Raw genomic sequence first — 15,566 nt, forward strand, 5'->3', positions numbered from 1 at the left:
TCAGCGCTGCTTCGACGGCGCCTTCGGCTGCACCAGCCTGCTACCGATCCAGGCGCCCAAGCTGATCGCCGAGGTCTGGGTCAGACCTGCGGTCGGCGCTGCTTCTGCGATCTCGCTCGGATCGACATGGCCAGGTTGGCCGGTCTTGGGGGTGAGGACCCAGATGAAGCCGTCGTCAGCCAGTGGGCTGATGACCTCCATCAGTTCGTCGGCCAGATCGCCGTCGCCGTCTCGCCACCACAGCAGCACGGCATCGACGACCTCGTCGGAGTCCTCGTCGACCATTTCCCCGCCGCTGGCGTCCTCGACATCGGCCCTCAGGTCGTCGTCGGTGTCCTCGTCCCAGCCCAACTCCTGGACAACCAAGCCGTGTGTAATGCCAAGCTTCTGAGCGTAGTTCTGCGCGTCCGCCGCGGCGACCACGGTGGTGTCCTCCTCAACTCCCGACAGTAGATAGTTGCAAGCGAACATGGTTATCGGCTCGAACGCAAGCCGATCGGCCGAAATGATCACCGAATGTCGCGTCGCTCGCCGTGTCGTCAGCGTTTCGGGCACGCATCGCGGACCGCGTTGCGCGCGTCGTTGACTCGCTTGCTCGCCTCGTTGAGCGGACCGACAGGCGCGGTATAGGTCATGCCGCGGGTCGCCGCCGCCAACGCTCGTGCGGCGGCGATGTACTCGTTGAATTTCGCCGCCAAATCCGGGGGCAGCGACTCCGCAGCGGTGTTCACCCCGGTTTCGACCTTCACCGCGGCGTCCTCGAGGGTCTGCGCGGCCGCATCGCGCTTCGCGGCGTAGTCGGGGGCGTTGGAATCGTGCGCGTCGACGAAGTCGTTGTAGCTCGTCACGCCGAGACCGGTGGTGGCGGGGAACTGCGCGCAGTTGTCGTCGATCGCCTGGGATTGCGCCGCGGCCCGCCGCGAGGAGGTGGCGGCGGCGGACGAGGCTGCCGCCTCGGTCTTGTACGCGGCCAGCTCCGAGGTGTTCGGGTGGGCGGTGCCCTCCACTCGCTCGGCGCAGCCTGCGACCGCCGATCCGGCCACGACGGCCGCGGTCGCGCATACCAGTCCGAACCCGCGTGGGTTCAGCAGCTTCATCGTCCTCCCCGCTCTTGTGTCATCCATCGGCGGTCATCGAAAAACAGGTGGTCAGGCCAACTGGGCGGCACCCGGTTCCCGGCACGTGCCGGGGCAACTGGGGAGTAACCCGTTTCCTGCAAACGGTACTGGATTTCCTGCTGACATGATGACCTGGGACGCATCCTCGGCAAGGATGGAGGGTGCGCCCGAACCTTACGCAAACGGGTGGTCCGCCCACCAGCGCGCCCGCCCGGGGAAACAGACGCCACAGCTTGTCCACCCCTGTACGAGGAGCAGATTTGACCGACCTTGTCGACTCTTCCGTTTCAGCGAAATCCGCTGGAACCAATGCCGCCCCCGCCCCCACCTCCGGACGCGAATCGAACGGTTCGCACCCGCAGTCGGGTGGTCGTGTGCGGGTGATCCGCGAAGGGGTGGCCTCCTACCTGCCCGACATCGACCCGGAGGAGACGAGCGAATGGCTCGAGTCCTTCGACGAAATGCTCGACCGCGAGGGCCCGGGCCGGGCCCGCTACCTCATGCTTCGCATGCTGGAGCGGGCCGGTGAGCGCCGGGTTGCCATCCCGTCGCTGACCTCCACCGACTACGTCAACACCATTCCCACCGAGAACGAGCCGTGGTTCCCCGGCGACGAAGAGGTGGAGCGGCGCTACCGCGCCTGGATCCGCTGGAACGCGGCGATCATGGTGCACCGCGCACAGCGGCCCGGGATCGGCGTCGGCGGCCACATCTCGACCTACGCCTCTTCGGCGGCGTTGTACGAGGTGGGCTTCAACCACTTCTTCCGCGGCAAGAACCATTCCGGCGGCGGCGACCAGATCTTCATCCAGGGTCACGCCTCGCCCGGCATCTACGCGCGTGCCTTCCTGGAAGGCAGGCTCAGCACCGACAAGCTCGACGGATTCCGGCAGGAGTACAGCCACGGCGGCCTCGGCCACGGGCTGCCGTCCTACCCGCACCCGCGGCTGCTGAACGACTTCTGGGAGTTCCCGACGGTATCCATGGGCCTCGGCCCGATGAACGCCATCTACCAGGCGCGGTTCAACCACTACCTGAACGACCGCGGTATCAAGGACACCTCCGACCAGCACGTCTGGGCGTTCCTCGGCGACGGCGAGATGGACGAGCCGGAGTCGCGCGGCCTCGCGCACGTGGCGGCCATGGAGGGCCTGGACAACCTGACCTTCGTGGTGAACTGCAACCTGCAGCGGCTGGACGGTCCGGTGCGCGGCAACGGCAAGATCATCCAGGAGCTGGAGTCGTTCTTCCGCGGCGCGGGCTGGAACGTCATCAAGGTGATCTGGGGCCGCGAGTGGGACGCGCTGCTCGGCGCCGATCGCGACGGCGCGCTGGTCAACCTGATGAACACCACGCCCGACGGTGATTTCCAGACCTACAAGGCCAACGACGGCGCCTACGTCCGCGACCACTTCTTCGGCCGCGATCCGCGCACCAAGGCGCTCGTGCAGAACATGTCCGATCAGGACATCTGGAATCTCAAGCGCGGCGGTCACGACTACCGCAAGGTGTACGCCGCCTACGCCGCCGCGATGGCGCACAAGGGTCAGCCGACGGTCATCCTGGCCAAGACCATCAAGGGCTACACCCTCGGCAAGCACTTCGAGGGCCGCAACGCGACGCACCAGATGAAGAAGCTGACGTTGCAGGACCTCAAGGACTTCCGCGACCTGCAGCGGATCCCGATCACCGACGCCCAGTTGGAGAAGGATCCGTACCTGCCGCCGTACTACCATCCCGGCATGGAGGCCCGCGAGATCCAGTACATGCTGGATCGGCGCCAGGCGCTCGGCGGCTTCCTGCCCGAGCGGCGCAGTATGGCAAAGCCGCTGCAACTGCCCGGCGACGAGGCGTACCGCTCGGTGCGCAAGGGATCGGGCAAGCAGAACGTGGCCACCACGATGGCGCTCGTGCGGCTGATGAAGGAGCTGCTGCGGGACAAGGAGATCGGCAAGCGGATCGTGCCGATCATCCCCGACGAGGCCCGTACCTTCGGTATGGACTCGTGGTTCCCTTCGTTGAAGATCTACAACCGCAACGGCCAGTTGTACACATCGGTCGACGCGGAATTGATGCTTGCCTACAAAGAGAGCACGATCGGGCAGATTCTGCACGAGGGCATCAACGAGGCCGGTTCGACGGCGTCGTTCACCGCGGCGGGCACCTCCTACGCGACCCACGGCGAGCCGATGATCCCGCTGTACATCTTCTACTCGATGTTCGGCTTCCAGCGCACCGGCGACGGACTGTGGGCGGCCGCGGACCAGTTGGCCCGCGGGTTCGTGCTCGGAGCGACCGCCGGGCGAACCACGCTGACCGGTGAGGGTCTGCAGCACAACGACGGCCACTCGCTGCTGCTGGCGTCCACCAATCCCGCGGTGGTGACCTACGACCCGGCCTTCGCCTTCGAGATCGCCCACATCGTGCGCGACGGTCTGCGCCGGATGTACGGCGGCGGCACGACGCCGCCGCATCAGACCGCGCTGCCGGGCACCGAGCCCATGGAGCGGCCCGACACCGACACGTTCGGCGGCGAGGACATCTTCTACTACATCACCCTCTACAACGAGCCGTACCAGCAGCCCGCCGAGCCGGACGACCTGGACGTGGCAGGCCTGCTGAAGGGCATCTACCTGTACCGGCGCGGTGGCGAGGGTGACGTGCGCGCCCAGATCCTGGTCTCCGGCGTCACGGTGCCCGACGGCTTGCGCGCGCAGGCGCTGCTCGCCGAGGAATGGGGCGTGCAGGCGGATGTCTGGTCGGTGACCTCGTGGGGCGAGCTCCGCAAGGAGGCGCTGGCCAAGGAGATCGCGGCGCTGCGCAAGCCGGGCGTGGATCCCGGCGTCCCGTACGTCACCGAGGCGTTGTCGCGGGTCGACGGCCCGTACGTCGCCGCGACCGACTGGATGCGCGCTGTGCCCGATCAGGTGCGCAAGTGGGTGCCCGGCGACTTCACCACGCTGGGCACGGACGGGTTCGGCTTCTCCGACACCCGCCCCGCCGCGCGGCGCGTCTTCAACGTCGACGCCCAGTCGATCGCGGTCGCGGCACTGGCCGGGCTGGGACGAACGGGCAAGATCGACCCGGCCAAGGCCGTCGAAGCCGCCGCGAAATACGGCATCGACAACGTGGACGCCGCGCCGAAGGCAGCCGTGAGTTCGGATGAAGATCTCGCATAGCGGAATATTGGATGGTGGAACGTAAACCGCCGCGGCCCCGTCGGATCACCGAAGGCTCCTCCGAGCACGAGGTGTATCTGCCGACCGGCGCGCTCTCTCCGAACCGGCAGAATCGCGACCCACTCCCGGACACGCTGCTCAAACGGGTGAAGCAGTTCTCCGGGCGACTGTCCACCGAGGCGGTCGGGTCGATGCAGGATCGGTTGCCGTTCTTCGCCGATCTGGACGCCGCGCAGCGCGCGGGCGTCCAGATGCTGGTGCAGACCGCGGTGGTGAACTTCCTGGAGTGGCTGCAGGATCCCGACAGCGACATCCGCTTCAGCCTGGACGCCTTCCAGGTGATTCCGCAGGATCTGGCGCGGCGGCTGACGCTGCGCCAGACCGTCGACATGGTCCGCGTGGCCATGGAGTTCTTCGAACAGTGGCTGCCCGCGCTGGCGCGCAACGACCGGCAGCTGGTCGCGCTCACCGAGGCGGTGCTGCGATACGGGCGCGAGCTCGGTTTCGCGGCCGCCTCGGTGTACGCCAGCGCCGCGGAATCGCGCGGCGCGTGGGACACCCGCCTCGAGGCGCTGGTGGTGGACGCGGTGGTGCGCGGCGACACCGGCCCGGACATGCTGTCCAGGGCCGCCACGCTGAACTGGGACGCCACCGCGCCCGCCACCGTCCTGGTCGGCACCCCGCCGGGGGAGCAGGGCGTCTCGTCGGTCGGCTCGGTGCACGCCATCGCGGCCCGGCACGGGCGTGCGGCGCTGGCGGTCGTGCAGGGCACCCGGCTGGTCATGGTGGTGAGCGGGCATCTCGGCGACGCGGGCTACGTCTCACCGTTCCTCGCCGATCTGCTCGCCGAGGTGTTCTCCGACGGTCCGGTGGTCATCGGGCCGACCACCAGGACCCTTGGCGCGGCGCACGCGAGCGCCGTGGAGGCGCTGGCGGGCATGGAGGCCGTGGTCGGTTGGCGGGGAGCGCCGCGGCCGGTGCACGCGACCGAGTTGTTACCCGAACGCGCCTTGTTGGGCGATCGAGGTGCGGTCGACGCTCTGAACGAGTATCTTGTGCTCCCGTTGGCCGCCGCTGGTTCGGCGCTGGCGGACACGCTCGACGCCTACCTGGATTGCGGGGGAGCGGTCGAGACGTGTGCTCGTCAGCTGTACGTCCATCCAAATACGGTTCGCTACCGACTCAAACGGATCGCGGAGATCACCGGTCGTGATCCGATGAATCCGCGGGACGCATACGTACTCCGTATCGCAGCAACGGTGGGTCGTTTGACACGAACACGTAACGAATCGTCAACACCAAGCCCAGAGGCAACTCCCATTCCGATCGGTCACGAAGGGCTGTAACGCCGAAGGCGGGTCGGTCGATCGGCACCGTCCACGTGGGATTTTGTGGGACCCCCACAAAACCCGTCGGAAAGCTTCATTCGCGCCGACATCTCGTGCGGCGGGGCTCACAGTGTTTTCTTAGAGACGTGATCGCGTTGTTCGCCCCTGGACAGGGGTCCCAGACACCCGGCATGCTCGCGCCTTGGCTCGACCTTCCCGGCGCGAATGATCGCCTCGCCCTGTGGTCCAAGGCCTCAGGCCTCGATTTGGTCCGTCTCGGCACCACCGCGACGGCCGAGGAGATCGTCGACACCGCCGTGACCCAGCCGCTGGTGGTTGCCGCCGCGCTGCTGGCTTACGCCGAGATCGACCAGGATTCGCTTCCGGCCGCTACTATCGTGGCCGGACATTCGGTCGGTGAGTTCGCCGCCGCCGCCGTCGCCGGTGTGATCAGCGCCGACGAGGCGGTCACCCTGGCCGCTATCCGCGGTGCGGAGATGGCCAAGGCGTGCGCGCTGGAGCCGACCGGGATGTCCGCTGTGCTCGGCGGCGACGAAGCCGCCGTCCTGGCGCGACTCGCAGAACTGGACCTCGTTCCGGCCAACCGCAACGCGGTGGGCCAGATCGTGGCCGCAGGCAAGCTGGACGCCCTCGCGGAGCTCGCCGCGAATCCGCCGGAAAAGGCGCGGGTTCGGGCGCTCCCCGTGGCGGGCGCCTTCCACACCGCGTTCATGGCTCCGGCCCAGGACGCGGTCGCGAAGGCCATCGCCAAGATCACGCCCAACGACCCGACCCGGGTGCTGCTGTCGAACTTCGACGGGCAACCGGTCGCCTCGGGCCAGGACGCGATCGACAAGCTCGCCGCGCAGGTCACCCGACCCGTGCGCTGGGACCTGTGCACCGAGACCGTCCGACAGGCCGTCGTCTCGGCGGTGGCGGAGTTGCCACCGGCCGGAACCCTGGTCGGCATCGCGAAACGAGAGCTGAAGGGCACGCCGACACTGGCGCTGAAAACCCCCGAAGACCTCCCCGCGTTGGCCGAACTGTCGGCTTCCAGCTAGCTTTCTCCGCGACCGTGCATCGAAATAATGCGAGGTCGTGACCGAACCAACGGTAACTACCGGCGTGCTCGGTCCGAAAAACAACAAGAAGAAGCCCTACAAAGTAATCAAGAAGGGAGCCACCAAGTGGCCGCTCTGACCCAGGAACAAATCGTCGAGGAACTCGGCAAGATCATCGAAGAGGTCACGGGCATCGAGCCCTCCGAGGTGACGATCGAGAAGTCCTTCGTCGATGACCTGGACATCGACTCGCTGTCCATGGTCGAAATCGCTGTGCAGACCGAGGACAAGTACGGTGTGAAGATCCCGGACGAGGATCTGGCCAGCTTGAAGACGGTCGGTGACGCTGTCAGCTACATCCAGAAGCTCGAGGCCGAGAACGCTGAGGCGGCGGCTGAGCTCAAGGCCAAGTTCGACGCCGAGTAGGGCCGAAAAAGTGACCACTCCTTCCACCTTGAACGGGAACTTCCCCAACGTCGTCGTAACGAGCATGGCGGCGACCACGTCGATCGCGGGCGACGTCGATGCGACGTGGAAGGGACTCCTCAACGGCGAGAGCGGCATCGACGTTCTCGAGGATTCCTTCGTCGAGGAATACGACCTGCCGGTCCGCATCGGCGGCCACCTGAAGGTCAACCCCGACACCCTGCTGACCAGGGTCGAGATCCGTCGCATGGCCTATGTCGAGCGACTCGCGACCGTCCTCGGTCGCGAGGTGTGGAAGAACGCGGGCAGCCCGGAGGTCGACCTCGACCGTCTGGGTGTGGCGATCGGCACCGGTCTCGGTGGCGGCGACGCGCTCATCGACTCGGTCGACAAGCTGAAGAACGGCGGCTACCGCAAGATCTCGCCGCTCGCTGTTCAGATGGTCATGCCGAACGGCCCGTCGGCTTGTGTCGGCCTCGAGCTGAAGGCCCGGGCAGGAGTGGTCACTCCGGTCTCGGCGTGCTCGTCCGGATCGGAAGCCATCGCCAACGCGTGGCGGATGATCGTGATGGGTGACGCCGACATGGTCGTCACCGGCGGCGTCGAGGGTTTCATCGACTCGGTGCCGATCGCGGCGTTCTCCATGATGCGCGCAATGAGCACGCGCAACGACGACCCCAAGGGTGCGTCGCGTCCGTTCGACAAGGACCGCGACGGCTTCGTCTTCGGCGAGGCCGGTGCGCTGATGACCCTCGAGACCGAGGAGCACGCCAAGGCGCGCGGTGCCACGATCCACGCCCGTCTGCTCGGCGCAGGCATCACCTCGGACGGCTACCACCTGGTGGCTCCGGATCCCGAGGGCACCGGCGCCGGCCGCGCGATGACCCGCGCGATGCAGACCGCGGGCCTGTCCAAGCAGGACATCACCCACATCAACGCGCACGCCACCGCGACGCCGATCGGCGACACCGCGGAAGCGAACGCGATTCACAAGGCCGTCGGCAACCACCCGTCGGTGTACGCGCCCAAGTCGGCGCTCGGCCACTCGATCGGCGCCGTCGGTGCGCTCGAGTCCGTGCTGACCGTGCTCAGCATCCGGGACGGCATCGTCCCGCCGACGCTGAACTTGGAGAACCAGGACCCAGAGATCGACCTCGACGTGGTGAAGGGCGAAGCCCGCCGCCAGGAGATCGAGTACGCGATCAACAACTCCTTCGGTTTCGGTGGGCACAATGTTGCGCTCGCCTTCGGTCGCGCATAGCCGCACGACTGACTGCAACAACGATCCCCGGTGGGGTCGGCCAACAGAACTGGCTCGACCCCACCGGTGGTTCGACATACGCAGCCGCTGTAGCGGCACTCTCTTGATTGAGGAGAAAACGCGATGACAATCATGGCACCCGCGTTTCAACCAGAAACAGCGACCGATCCGCGTGACCCGCTGGGCCGACTCCAGCGTTTCTTCGATCCCGGCACCGTTCTCCCGCTGCACCCGCGTGACAAGTCCGGTGTCCTCGCCGCCATCGGCGAGGTGGACGGCGTCCGCACCGTGGCCTACTGCTCCGACGCGACCGTCATGGGCGGCGCGATGGGCGTCGAGGGCTGCAAGCACATCGTCGACGCGATCGACACCGCCATCGATTCCGGCGTCCCGGTCGTCGGCCTCTGGCACTCCGGTGGCGCCAGGCTCGCCGAGGGCGTCGAGGCGCTGCACGCGGTCGGCCTGGTCTTCGAGGCTATGGTCCGCGCGTCCGGCCTGGTCCCGCAGATCTCCGTGGTGCTCGGCTTCGCCGCGGGTGGCGCCGCCTACGGTCCCGCCCTCACCGACATCGTGATCATGGCCCCCGAGGGCCGGGTCTTCGTCACCGGCCCCGACGTGGTGCGCAGCGTGACCGGCGAGCAGGTCGACATGGCCACCCTCGGCGGCCCGGAGACCCACGGCAAGAAGTCCGGCGTGTGCCACATCGTCGCCGACGACGAGGCCGACGCCATGCACCGTGCCCGCAGGCTGGTGTCGATGTTCGCCGAGCAGGGCGAGTTCGATCTCTCCGCGGCCGCGCACGGTGACGTCGACCTGAAGGCGATGCTGCCGGAATCTCCCAAGCGCGCCTACGACGTCAAGCCGGTCGTGCACGAGCTGCTCGACAACGTCGACGGCGAATCCTCCTTCGAGGAGCTGCAGGCCGGATACGCCCGCAGCATGGTGGTCGGTCTCGGCCGCCTCGGCGGACGCACCGTCGGCGTGCTGGCCAACAACCCGCTGCGCCTCGGCGGCTGCCTGAACTCGGAGAGCGCCGAGAAGGCGGCTCGGTTCGTGCGGCTGTGCGACGCGTTCGGCATTCCGCTGATCGTCGTCACCGACGTGCCCGGCTACCTGCCCGGTGTCGGTCAGGAGTGGGAGGGCGTGGTGCGCCGCGGCGCGAAGCTGCTGCACGCCTTCGCCGAGGCCCGCGTGCCGCGCGTCACCCTGGTCACCCGCAAGATCTACGGCGGCGCCTACATCGCCATGAACGCCCGCTCGCTGGGCGCGACCGCGGTGTACGCCTGGCCGGGTTCCGAGGTGGCCGTGATGGGCGCCAAGGCCGCGGTCGGCATCCTGCACAAGAAGGCACTCGCCGCCGCTCCCGAGGAGGAGCGCGAGGCGCTGCACGAGCGGCTCACCCTCGAGCACGAGAAGATCGCGGGCGGCGTCGAGCGCGCCATCGCGATCGGCGTGGTGGACGAGGTCATCGACCCGGCCAAGACTCGCAGCGTGATCGCCGCCGCGCTGGCCTCCGCGCCCGCGCGCAAGAGTCACCACAAGAACATCCCGCTGTGATGTGAGGACTCCGCGTGGGCCCCGGGAACTCTCCCGGGGCCCACGCTTTTTTTCGTCCGAAGGAGATGGCCGTGCCGGAACGTTACGAGGTCGGCAAGCTGCACAGCTGCGAGTTCTGCGGCACCGAGGAACAGGTGATCGGCTCCTGCGCCGACATTGCGGACGCGCAGTCGCTCGCCGAACAGGACGCGCACCGGACGCTGGAGTGGCGTCGTGTGCTGCCTGCGGAGCCGTGGCCGTTGCGCGCCGATCCGGAGGACGGGCACTTCGAGTACGTCATCCATCGACGCGAGGACGCCGGACTCGGCCGCGGGGAAAGCGGTGCTGAGTAGCATCGAGGGGTGCGTTACGAGGATCTTGCCGACGAGCCGTGTTCGATCACGCGGCCGCTGGTGGTTCTCGGTGACCGGTGGACGCTGGTCATCCTCAAGTACGCGTTCTCCGGGATTCGCCGGTTCAATGCCTTCCAGAGCGCGCTCGGCATTTCGCGCAGCAGGCTGCAGGATCGGCTGGACCGGCTGATCGAGCACGGCATCCTGGTGAAGCAGCCTGCCGCGGTCGGCGCGCACGAGGAGTATCGGCTCACCCAGAAGGGGCACGACATCTACCCGATCCTGATGGCGATCCGGGATTGGGGCGACGCCTATATGGCGCCGGACGGGCCGCCTGTGCACTACCGCCATCGCGACTGCACCGGCGAGGCGCACGTCCGGCTCGAATGCGACGTCTGCGGAAGCGAACTCACCGCCCGTGACGTCAGCCCCGAGCCGGGGCCGGGGCTGACGGGAGTGGAGCGTCAGGTCGGCTGATCCGTCCGCTCGCGTGAGAAGCGTTGGTGCGGTGCGGGTTCCCTGGATCAGTCGGTGAACCAGGCGGCGACCTGGTCGGTGTGTTCGCGGCGGGTGCGGAAGCCGTTCACCGGGTGGTCGGTGTCGGGATAGCCGAAGGAGATGGCCGCCACCACGCGGCGATTCTCGGAGAGCCCGAAATACTCGCGCAGAAAAGGGGAGTAGGAGGCGAGGGCCGCCTGCGGTGCGGCGCCGAGGCCGAGGCTCTGGGCTGCGAGCAAGAACGTGCCGAGGTAGAGCCCGCAGTCGACGGCGCCGTAGACGCCGAGATCAGCCTCGGTGCTGACGATCGCGACGTGCGGGGCGTCGAAGAGTTCGAAATTGCGCATCGCCTGGCGCAAGGTGCCCGCCTGGTCGCCCTTGACGATGCCGACGCTCTCGTACAGTTGCAGCCCGCACTCGCGCCTGCGGTCCCGGTAGACCCCGGTGTACTGCGCGGGGAAGTCGAAATCGGGTGTGGGCGCGGAACTTTGGACGTGCTCCAGCAGCTCTTTGCGGAACCGGTCGGTGGCTGCGCCTTCGGTGACGGCGACCTGCCACGGCTGGGTGTTGCACCAGGAGGGGGTGCGCTGGGCTGCGTGTAGTAGCGCTTCGATGGTGGGCCGCGGGACCTGGTCGGACCGGAACTGCCGGCAGGTCCACCGCTCATCGAGGATCCGGGTCAGGGTCGCGAACGCGTCGGTGGGCGCAGTGGTCGGGCTCATGGACCGGCCTCCTTTGTTTGGTTCTATTTCGAGACTGAATGCTAGCGGCTGTGGTCTCTTTTTGGAACCGGCGGGTGGGCCCGGTGGAGGTCGTTGCGGGCGGATTGGTGCGGCGTGAATTGGCGAGACGTCGAAATTGGGGGCGCGGGCGCTGCGGGGAGTTTGCGCGAAACGGGCGGGTGCTTTCGTGCCGACTTGTAGTCTCCGGCTGAAGTGAAATATATGTGCTCCTGATTTGAGAACGGAAACGATCATGAAGCGTTGTCTCGCGACCGCCCTCGCCAGCGGTGTGGTGCTACTCGGTGCGGTCGGCTGCGGCGGCGAGACCGAAACGCACGTCGACCACGCCCCGGCGACCACACCGGCGGCGACCACCACGGTCCAGGAGAGCGCCCCGGCCCCCGAGTCGACGGCACCGCCCGCTCCCGAAACACAGGCCCCAGCCCCTGAACCCGCCGCGGAACCCGTGCCCGCGCCGCAACTGGCCCCTGCCCCGAAGCCCGCACCGGTCCAGCAGCCCGCCCCTGCTCCGCAACCCGCTCCCGCTCCCGCTCCGCAATCCGCCCCGACCCTCACCGCACCCGGCTTCGAACCCCGCGCGGGCTACTGACGGCGGCCTCCGATGTTTTCGTTCCGAAAGAGCATGCGCCGCCGCTGGTTCGGCGCGACTGCGCTCGCACTTGCCGTCGCGACCGCCGTATCGGCACCCGCCGCCACAGCACACATGGGGACTGCGCCCGCCACGTTCGACTCCGCCGAAGCTGCTGCCGTCGGGGCCGCCGGGACTACGCACGCGTCGGGCGACTCCGCCGGGACCGTTCGCATGGTGGCCGACCCCGTCGCCGGTGCGGCCGCCGCGGGTAGGGAGCTGGTGGTGCTCGGGGATTCGTTCACCGCCAACGGCTTTCGGTGGGATGCCAAGGCGAAGGAGTGTTTGCGTGGGCCGAGTTCGTGGCCGACGCAGCTGAGCGCGTCAATGGGAGTGGCGGGGACCGAGGAGTTCCTCGATGTCTCCTGTTCGGGTGCCTCGATCGATACCGGACCCGGCTACACCCTCTCGCACGAGGCGATCGAGGCGGACAAGATCGGCGCTTTCGGGCCCGAGACCCGGTTGATCGCCCTGCAATTCGGGCTCAACGACGAGTGGGGCGCGTCCGAGACCACGCTGTGGACCTCGCTGCTGCCCTGTGTGTTCAACCTCGCCGAGGGCTGCGGGCTGGAGGCCGCCGAACAGGGCCGGATCACCGACTATCGCGGCGTTTCCGGTGCGCGCTTCGCCGAACGGATGCGGGCGGTGGTGGAGTACCTGCGCTACTTCGCGCCTCGGGCGCGCATTGTGCTGGTCGGCTATCCGGAGCTGTTCCCCGCGGGGCAGGACACCGCGTGTATGAACGTGCTCGGTGTCGGCCAGTACGTGCAGCCGCGGGGCCGCGCGGTGGTCGAATACCTCGACCGCATCGACGCCGCGCAGCGAGAAGCGGCCGGGTTGCTCGGTATCGACTTCTTCGACACCAGGGCGCTGACCGCCGGGCACGGACTCTGCTCGGCCGACCCGTGGGTGAACGGCGCGCTCGATCCGCGCGCGGATCTGATCGGGTTGCCCTTCCATCCGTCGGCGCACGGCGACGCTGTGGTCGCGCGGGCGTTGCACGAGCGGTTCGGCCGATGACCGCGAGCAGGTCGGTCGGTGGTGGGTCGGCCGAAAGAAGCCGGACTGGCAACGGCTCGGCGAGTTCGCCCGAGCGCAGCGTGGCCGAGGCGGCGCGCACCCGCCCTGCCCTGCCTTCGCTGACCGGCGCGCGCTGGTGGGCGGCGTTCGCGGTGTTCCTGTTGCACGCCCTGGTGTTCCTGCCGGTGTATCCGTTCCAGAAGTCGGAGCTTTTCCGGCAGCTGCACCAGGTGATGCCGATGCAGCTCGGCGCGGCGGGCGTGACCTTCTTCTTCGTGCTGTCCGGGTTCATCATCTACTGGTCGTTCCGGCCGGGAAGTTCGGTGCGCCGGTTCTATTGGCGGCGGGTGCTGAAGATCTATCCCACGCACCTGGTGGCCGCGGTCGCGTTCGTGCTGGTGGCGAGTGTGCCGCTGACGCGGCCGGTGGTGTGGGCGCCGAACCTGGCGCTGGTGCACACCTGGGTGCCGAAGTGGTCGACGGTGGGCGGACTGAATGTGCCGTCCTGGTCGCTGGGCGCGGAAATGCTGTTCTACCTGTGCTTTCCGCTGGCGCTGCCGCTGGTGCGGCGGGTGCGAGGGGAGCGGGTGCTGTGGGTGCTTGCCGGACTGCTGGTGGCGATCGTCGCGCTGCACACCGCCTACTACCTGGGTGCGCCAGGGCCCAAGGGCATCGAGAACGCCTTCGCCCCGCGGCTGGTGCCGGGCGAGGCGTCCCCGTTCTTCGAGTTGCATGCCTCGCCCGCGTGGTTCGCGCAGCCGGATATCCCCGTGGCGCAGTCCTATTGGCTCAGTTACATCTTCCCGCTCTCGCGGCTGCCCGAATTCTTCCTCGGGGTGCTGGCGGCGCGGCTGGTGCTCGAAGGCCGCTGGCGCAACACCCGGCTGGCGCCGCCGCTGCTCGCGCTCGCGGTGGCGTACGCGGCGACCTGGGTCGTCCCGGTGAACTACAAGATGTCGGCGCTGTTGCTCGCGCCGATGACCGCGGTGGTCGCGACGCTGGCCGCGCGGGATCTGGCCGGCATCCGCGGCGTCAACGCCTCGCCGCGGATGGTGTGGTTCGGCAATATCTCCTTCGCCTTCTATCTGATTCAGTTCCCGGTGATGGTGCTGGTGACGAGGCTGTTCATCGGCGGGCGCCAGTTCGGGCCGGTCGGCTGGCTCGGGTTCGCCGCACTGTGCCTGGTGCTCTCGACCGCGGCCGCGGCGGCCATCTACCACTGGGTCGACGCACCGCTGATGCGCAGGTTCGCTGGGCGGCGCACGGGCGAACCGGCGCGGGCGACGCGCACGCCGGTTCGCGGCATCAGCACGCCCGCGGCACTCTGACGAGGCACAATCCCCCCATGGGTTCGCACACCCGCGCCAGGCGGGAGCGCAAACGGCATGGGCGGCACTACACCCCGCCCGCGCTGGCACGCTTCCTCGCGCGGCGGCTGCTCGCGCACGTGCCACGTCCCGGCCCCGGCGGTGCGCTGCGCGTGCTGGACCCGGCGTGCGGCGACGGAGAACTCCTGCTCGCCCTGCACCGGGAAGCCGCGGTGTGCCTGCCCGGCCTCCGGCTCCGGCTGACCGGGTACGACCTGGACGAATCCGGGCTCGCCGCGGCGCGGACGCGGGCGGCGGCGGAGGGCGTCGAGGTCGACTGGCGCGCGGGCGATTTCCTCGCCGACGCCGCGGGCCTCGGTGACGGCTCGTTCGACGCGATCATCACCAACCCGCCCTACGTGCGTACCCAACAGCTCGGCGGCGACACCGCGCAGCTGCTCAGCAGGCAGTACGGTCTGCGCGGTCGCATCGATCTCACCCACCCCTTCGTCGCGGTGGCGCCGCGGCTGCTGATCCCGGGCGGCGCACTCGGTCTGTTGTGCGCCAACCGGTTCCTGACGACCAAGGCGGGCGCGAACATTCGCACCATCCTGCTCGGCGAACTGTCACCGGTCGAGCTGTACGACCTCGGCGACACCAAGCTGTTCGCGGCCGCGGTGCTGCCCGCCGTCACCATCGCGACCCGTGGCGGCCGCGGCGCGGTGTGCCGCCACGTCTCGGCCTACGAGGTGCCGGTCGATGAATCCCCCTGCCCCGGAGACCTTTTCGAGGCGCTGATAGCGGAGTCCGGTTCCCTCGTCCGGCACAACGGGCGGACCTTCGCCGTCGAGGTCGGCACCCTCTCGACGGGTGTGCCTGCAATCCCCGCCTCCCGGCCCGCGAGCGCCACCGAACCTGCGCCCGGCCGGAACGATGGCGCAGGTACGCCGAGTGGGCGCAGCCGGACGGAATCCGACGACCTCGCGCATGGCGGGAGCGAAGGCGCAGGTCCGTCGAGTGGACGCAGCCGGACGGAGCCCGACGACCTCGCGCACGGCCGGAGCGAAGGCGCAGGTCCGTCGAGTGGACGCAGCCGGACGGAATCCGA

At 68.5% G+C, this 15,566-nt stretch carries 15 protein-coding genes; 12 read left to right on the forward strand and 3 right to left on the reverse strand.

What is annotated here, in order from left to right:
* Complete coding sequence (locus NL1_RS10425) at positions 1–423, reverse strand: DUF3052 domain-containing protein (protein ID WP_067837160.1); 423 nt, start codon at positions 421–423, stop codon at positions 1–3.
* Between the two features lie 116 nt (positions 424–539).
* A complete protein-coding gene (locus NL1_RS10430; RefSeq protein WP_067837099.1) occupies positions 540–1,097 on the reverse strand; it encodes an Rv2240c family protein in 558 nt (185 codons plus the stop codon).
* A 395-nt stretch (positions 1,098–1,492) separates the two neighbouring features.
* Between NL1_RS10430 and aceE the strand changes: the two genes are divergently transcribed.
* From aceE to NL1_RS10470, 8 genes are all read left to right on the forward strand, one after another.
* Complete coding sequence (gene aceE, locus NL1_RS10435; protein ID WP_444980017.1) at positions 1,493–4,297, forward strand: pyruvate dehydrogenase (acetyl-transferring), homodimeric type; 2,805 nt, start codon at positions 1,493–1,495, stop codon at positions 4,295–4,297.
* 11 nt (positions 4,298–4,308) lie between these two features.
* Positions 4,309–5,643, forward strand: coding sequence for a PucR family transcriptional regulator (locus NL1_RS10440; RefSeq protein ID WP_067837104.1), 1,335 nt, complete (start codon positions 4,309–4,311; stop codon positions 5,641–5,643).
* 128 nt (positions 5,644–5,771) lie between these two features.
* Positions 5,772–6,686, forward strand: coding sequence for an ACP S-malonyltransferase (locus tag NL1_RS10445; RefSeq protein WP_067837107.1), 915 nt, complete (start codon positions 5,772–5,774; stop codon positions 6,684–6,686).
* Between the two features lie 126 nt (positions 6,687–6,812).
* Positions 6,813–7,112, forward strand: coding sequence for a meromycolate extension acyl carrier protein AcpM (gene acpM / locus NL1_RS10450; protein WP_067837109.1), 300 nt, complete (start codon positions 6,813–6,815; stop codon positions 7,110–7,112).
* 10 nt (positions 7,113–7,122) lie between these two features.
* Positions 7,123–8,373 (forward strand): KasA/KasB family beta-ketoacyl-ACP synthase, encoded by a 1,251-nt coding sequence (locus tag NL1_RS10455; protein ID WP_067837112.1) that lies wholly within the window; start codon positions 7,123–7,125, stop codon positions 8,371–8,373.
* Between the two features lie 123 nt (positions 8,374–8,496).
* Positions 8,497–9,930: an acyl-CoA carboxylase subunit beta gene (locus NL1_RS10460; protein ID WP_067837115.1), complete on the forward strand. Its 1,434-nt coding sequence runs from the start codon at positions 8,497–8,499 to the stop codon at positions 9,928–9,930.
* Positions 9,931–10,001: 71 nt separating this feature from the next.
* A complete protein-coding gene (locus NL1_RS10465) occupies positions 10,002–10,262 on the forward strand; it encodes a hypothetical protein (protein ID WP_156094783.1) in 261 nt (86 codons plus the stop codon).
* A gap of 9 nt (positions 10,263–10,271) precedes the next feature.
* Positions 10,272–10,739: a winged helix-turn-helix transcriptional regulator gene (locus NL1_RS10470; protein ID WP_067837121.1), complete on the forward strand. Its 468-nt coding sequence runs from the start codon at positions 10,272–10,274 to the stop codon at positions 10,737–10,739.
* 47 nt (positions 10,740–10,786) lie between these two features.
* On the opposite strand, the gene NL1_RS10475 is transcribed toward NL1_RS10470, so the two are convergent.
* Positions 10,787–11,482: a nitroreductase gene (locus NL1_RS10475; protein ID WP_067837123.1), complete on the reverse strand. Its 696-nt coding sequence runs from the start codon at positions 11,480–11,482 to the stop codon at positions 10,787–10,789.
* A gap of 253 nt (positions 11,483–11,735) precedes the next feature.
* On the opposite strand from NL1_RS10475, the gene NL1_RS10480 reads away from it, so the two are divergent.
* The 4 genes from NL1_RS10480 to NL1_RS10495 form a co-directional block, all read left to right on the forward strand.
* The gene (locus tag NL1_RS10480) at positions 11,736–12,092 is read left to right on the forward strand and encodes a hypothetical protein (protein ID WP_067837126.1); all 357 of its coding nucleotides are present in this window, start codon (positions 11,736–11,738) and stop codon (positions 12,090–12,092) included.
* Between the two features lie 213 nt (positions 12,093–12,305).
* Positions 12,306–13,151 (forward strand): SGNH/GDSL hydrolase family protein, encoded by an 846-nt coding sequence (locus NL1_RS10485; protein ID WP_218024384.1) that lies wholly within the window; start codon positions 12,306–12,308, stop codon positions 13,149–13,151.
* Positions 13,148–14,479: an acyltransferase family protein gene (locus tag NL1_RS10490; RefSeq protein WP_067837131.1), complete on the forward strand. Its 1,332-nt coding sequence runs from the start codon at positions 13,148–13,150 to the stop codon at positions 14,477–14,479. The genes NL1_RS10485 and NL1_RS10490 overlap by 4 nt, the downstream gene beginning before the upstream one ends.
* 17 nt (positions 14,480–14,496) lie before the next feature.
* Positions 14,497–15,566, forward strand: a 1,070-nt coding sequence (locus tag NL1_RS10495; protein WP_156094784.1) for an Eco57I restriction-modification methylase domain-containing protein, incomplete at its 3' end; no start/stop codon positions are given.

This window comes from Nocardia lijiangensis NBRC 108240 (assembly GCF_001613045.1).
Lineage (GTDB): Bacteria > Actinomycetota > Actinomycetes > Mycobacteriales > Mycobacteriaceae > Nocardia > Nocardia lijiangensis.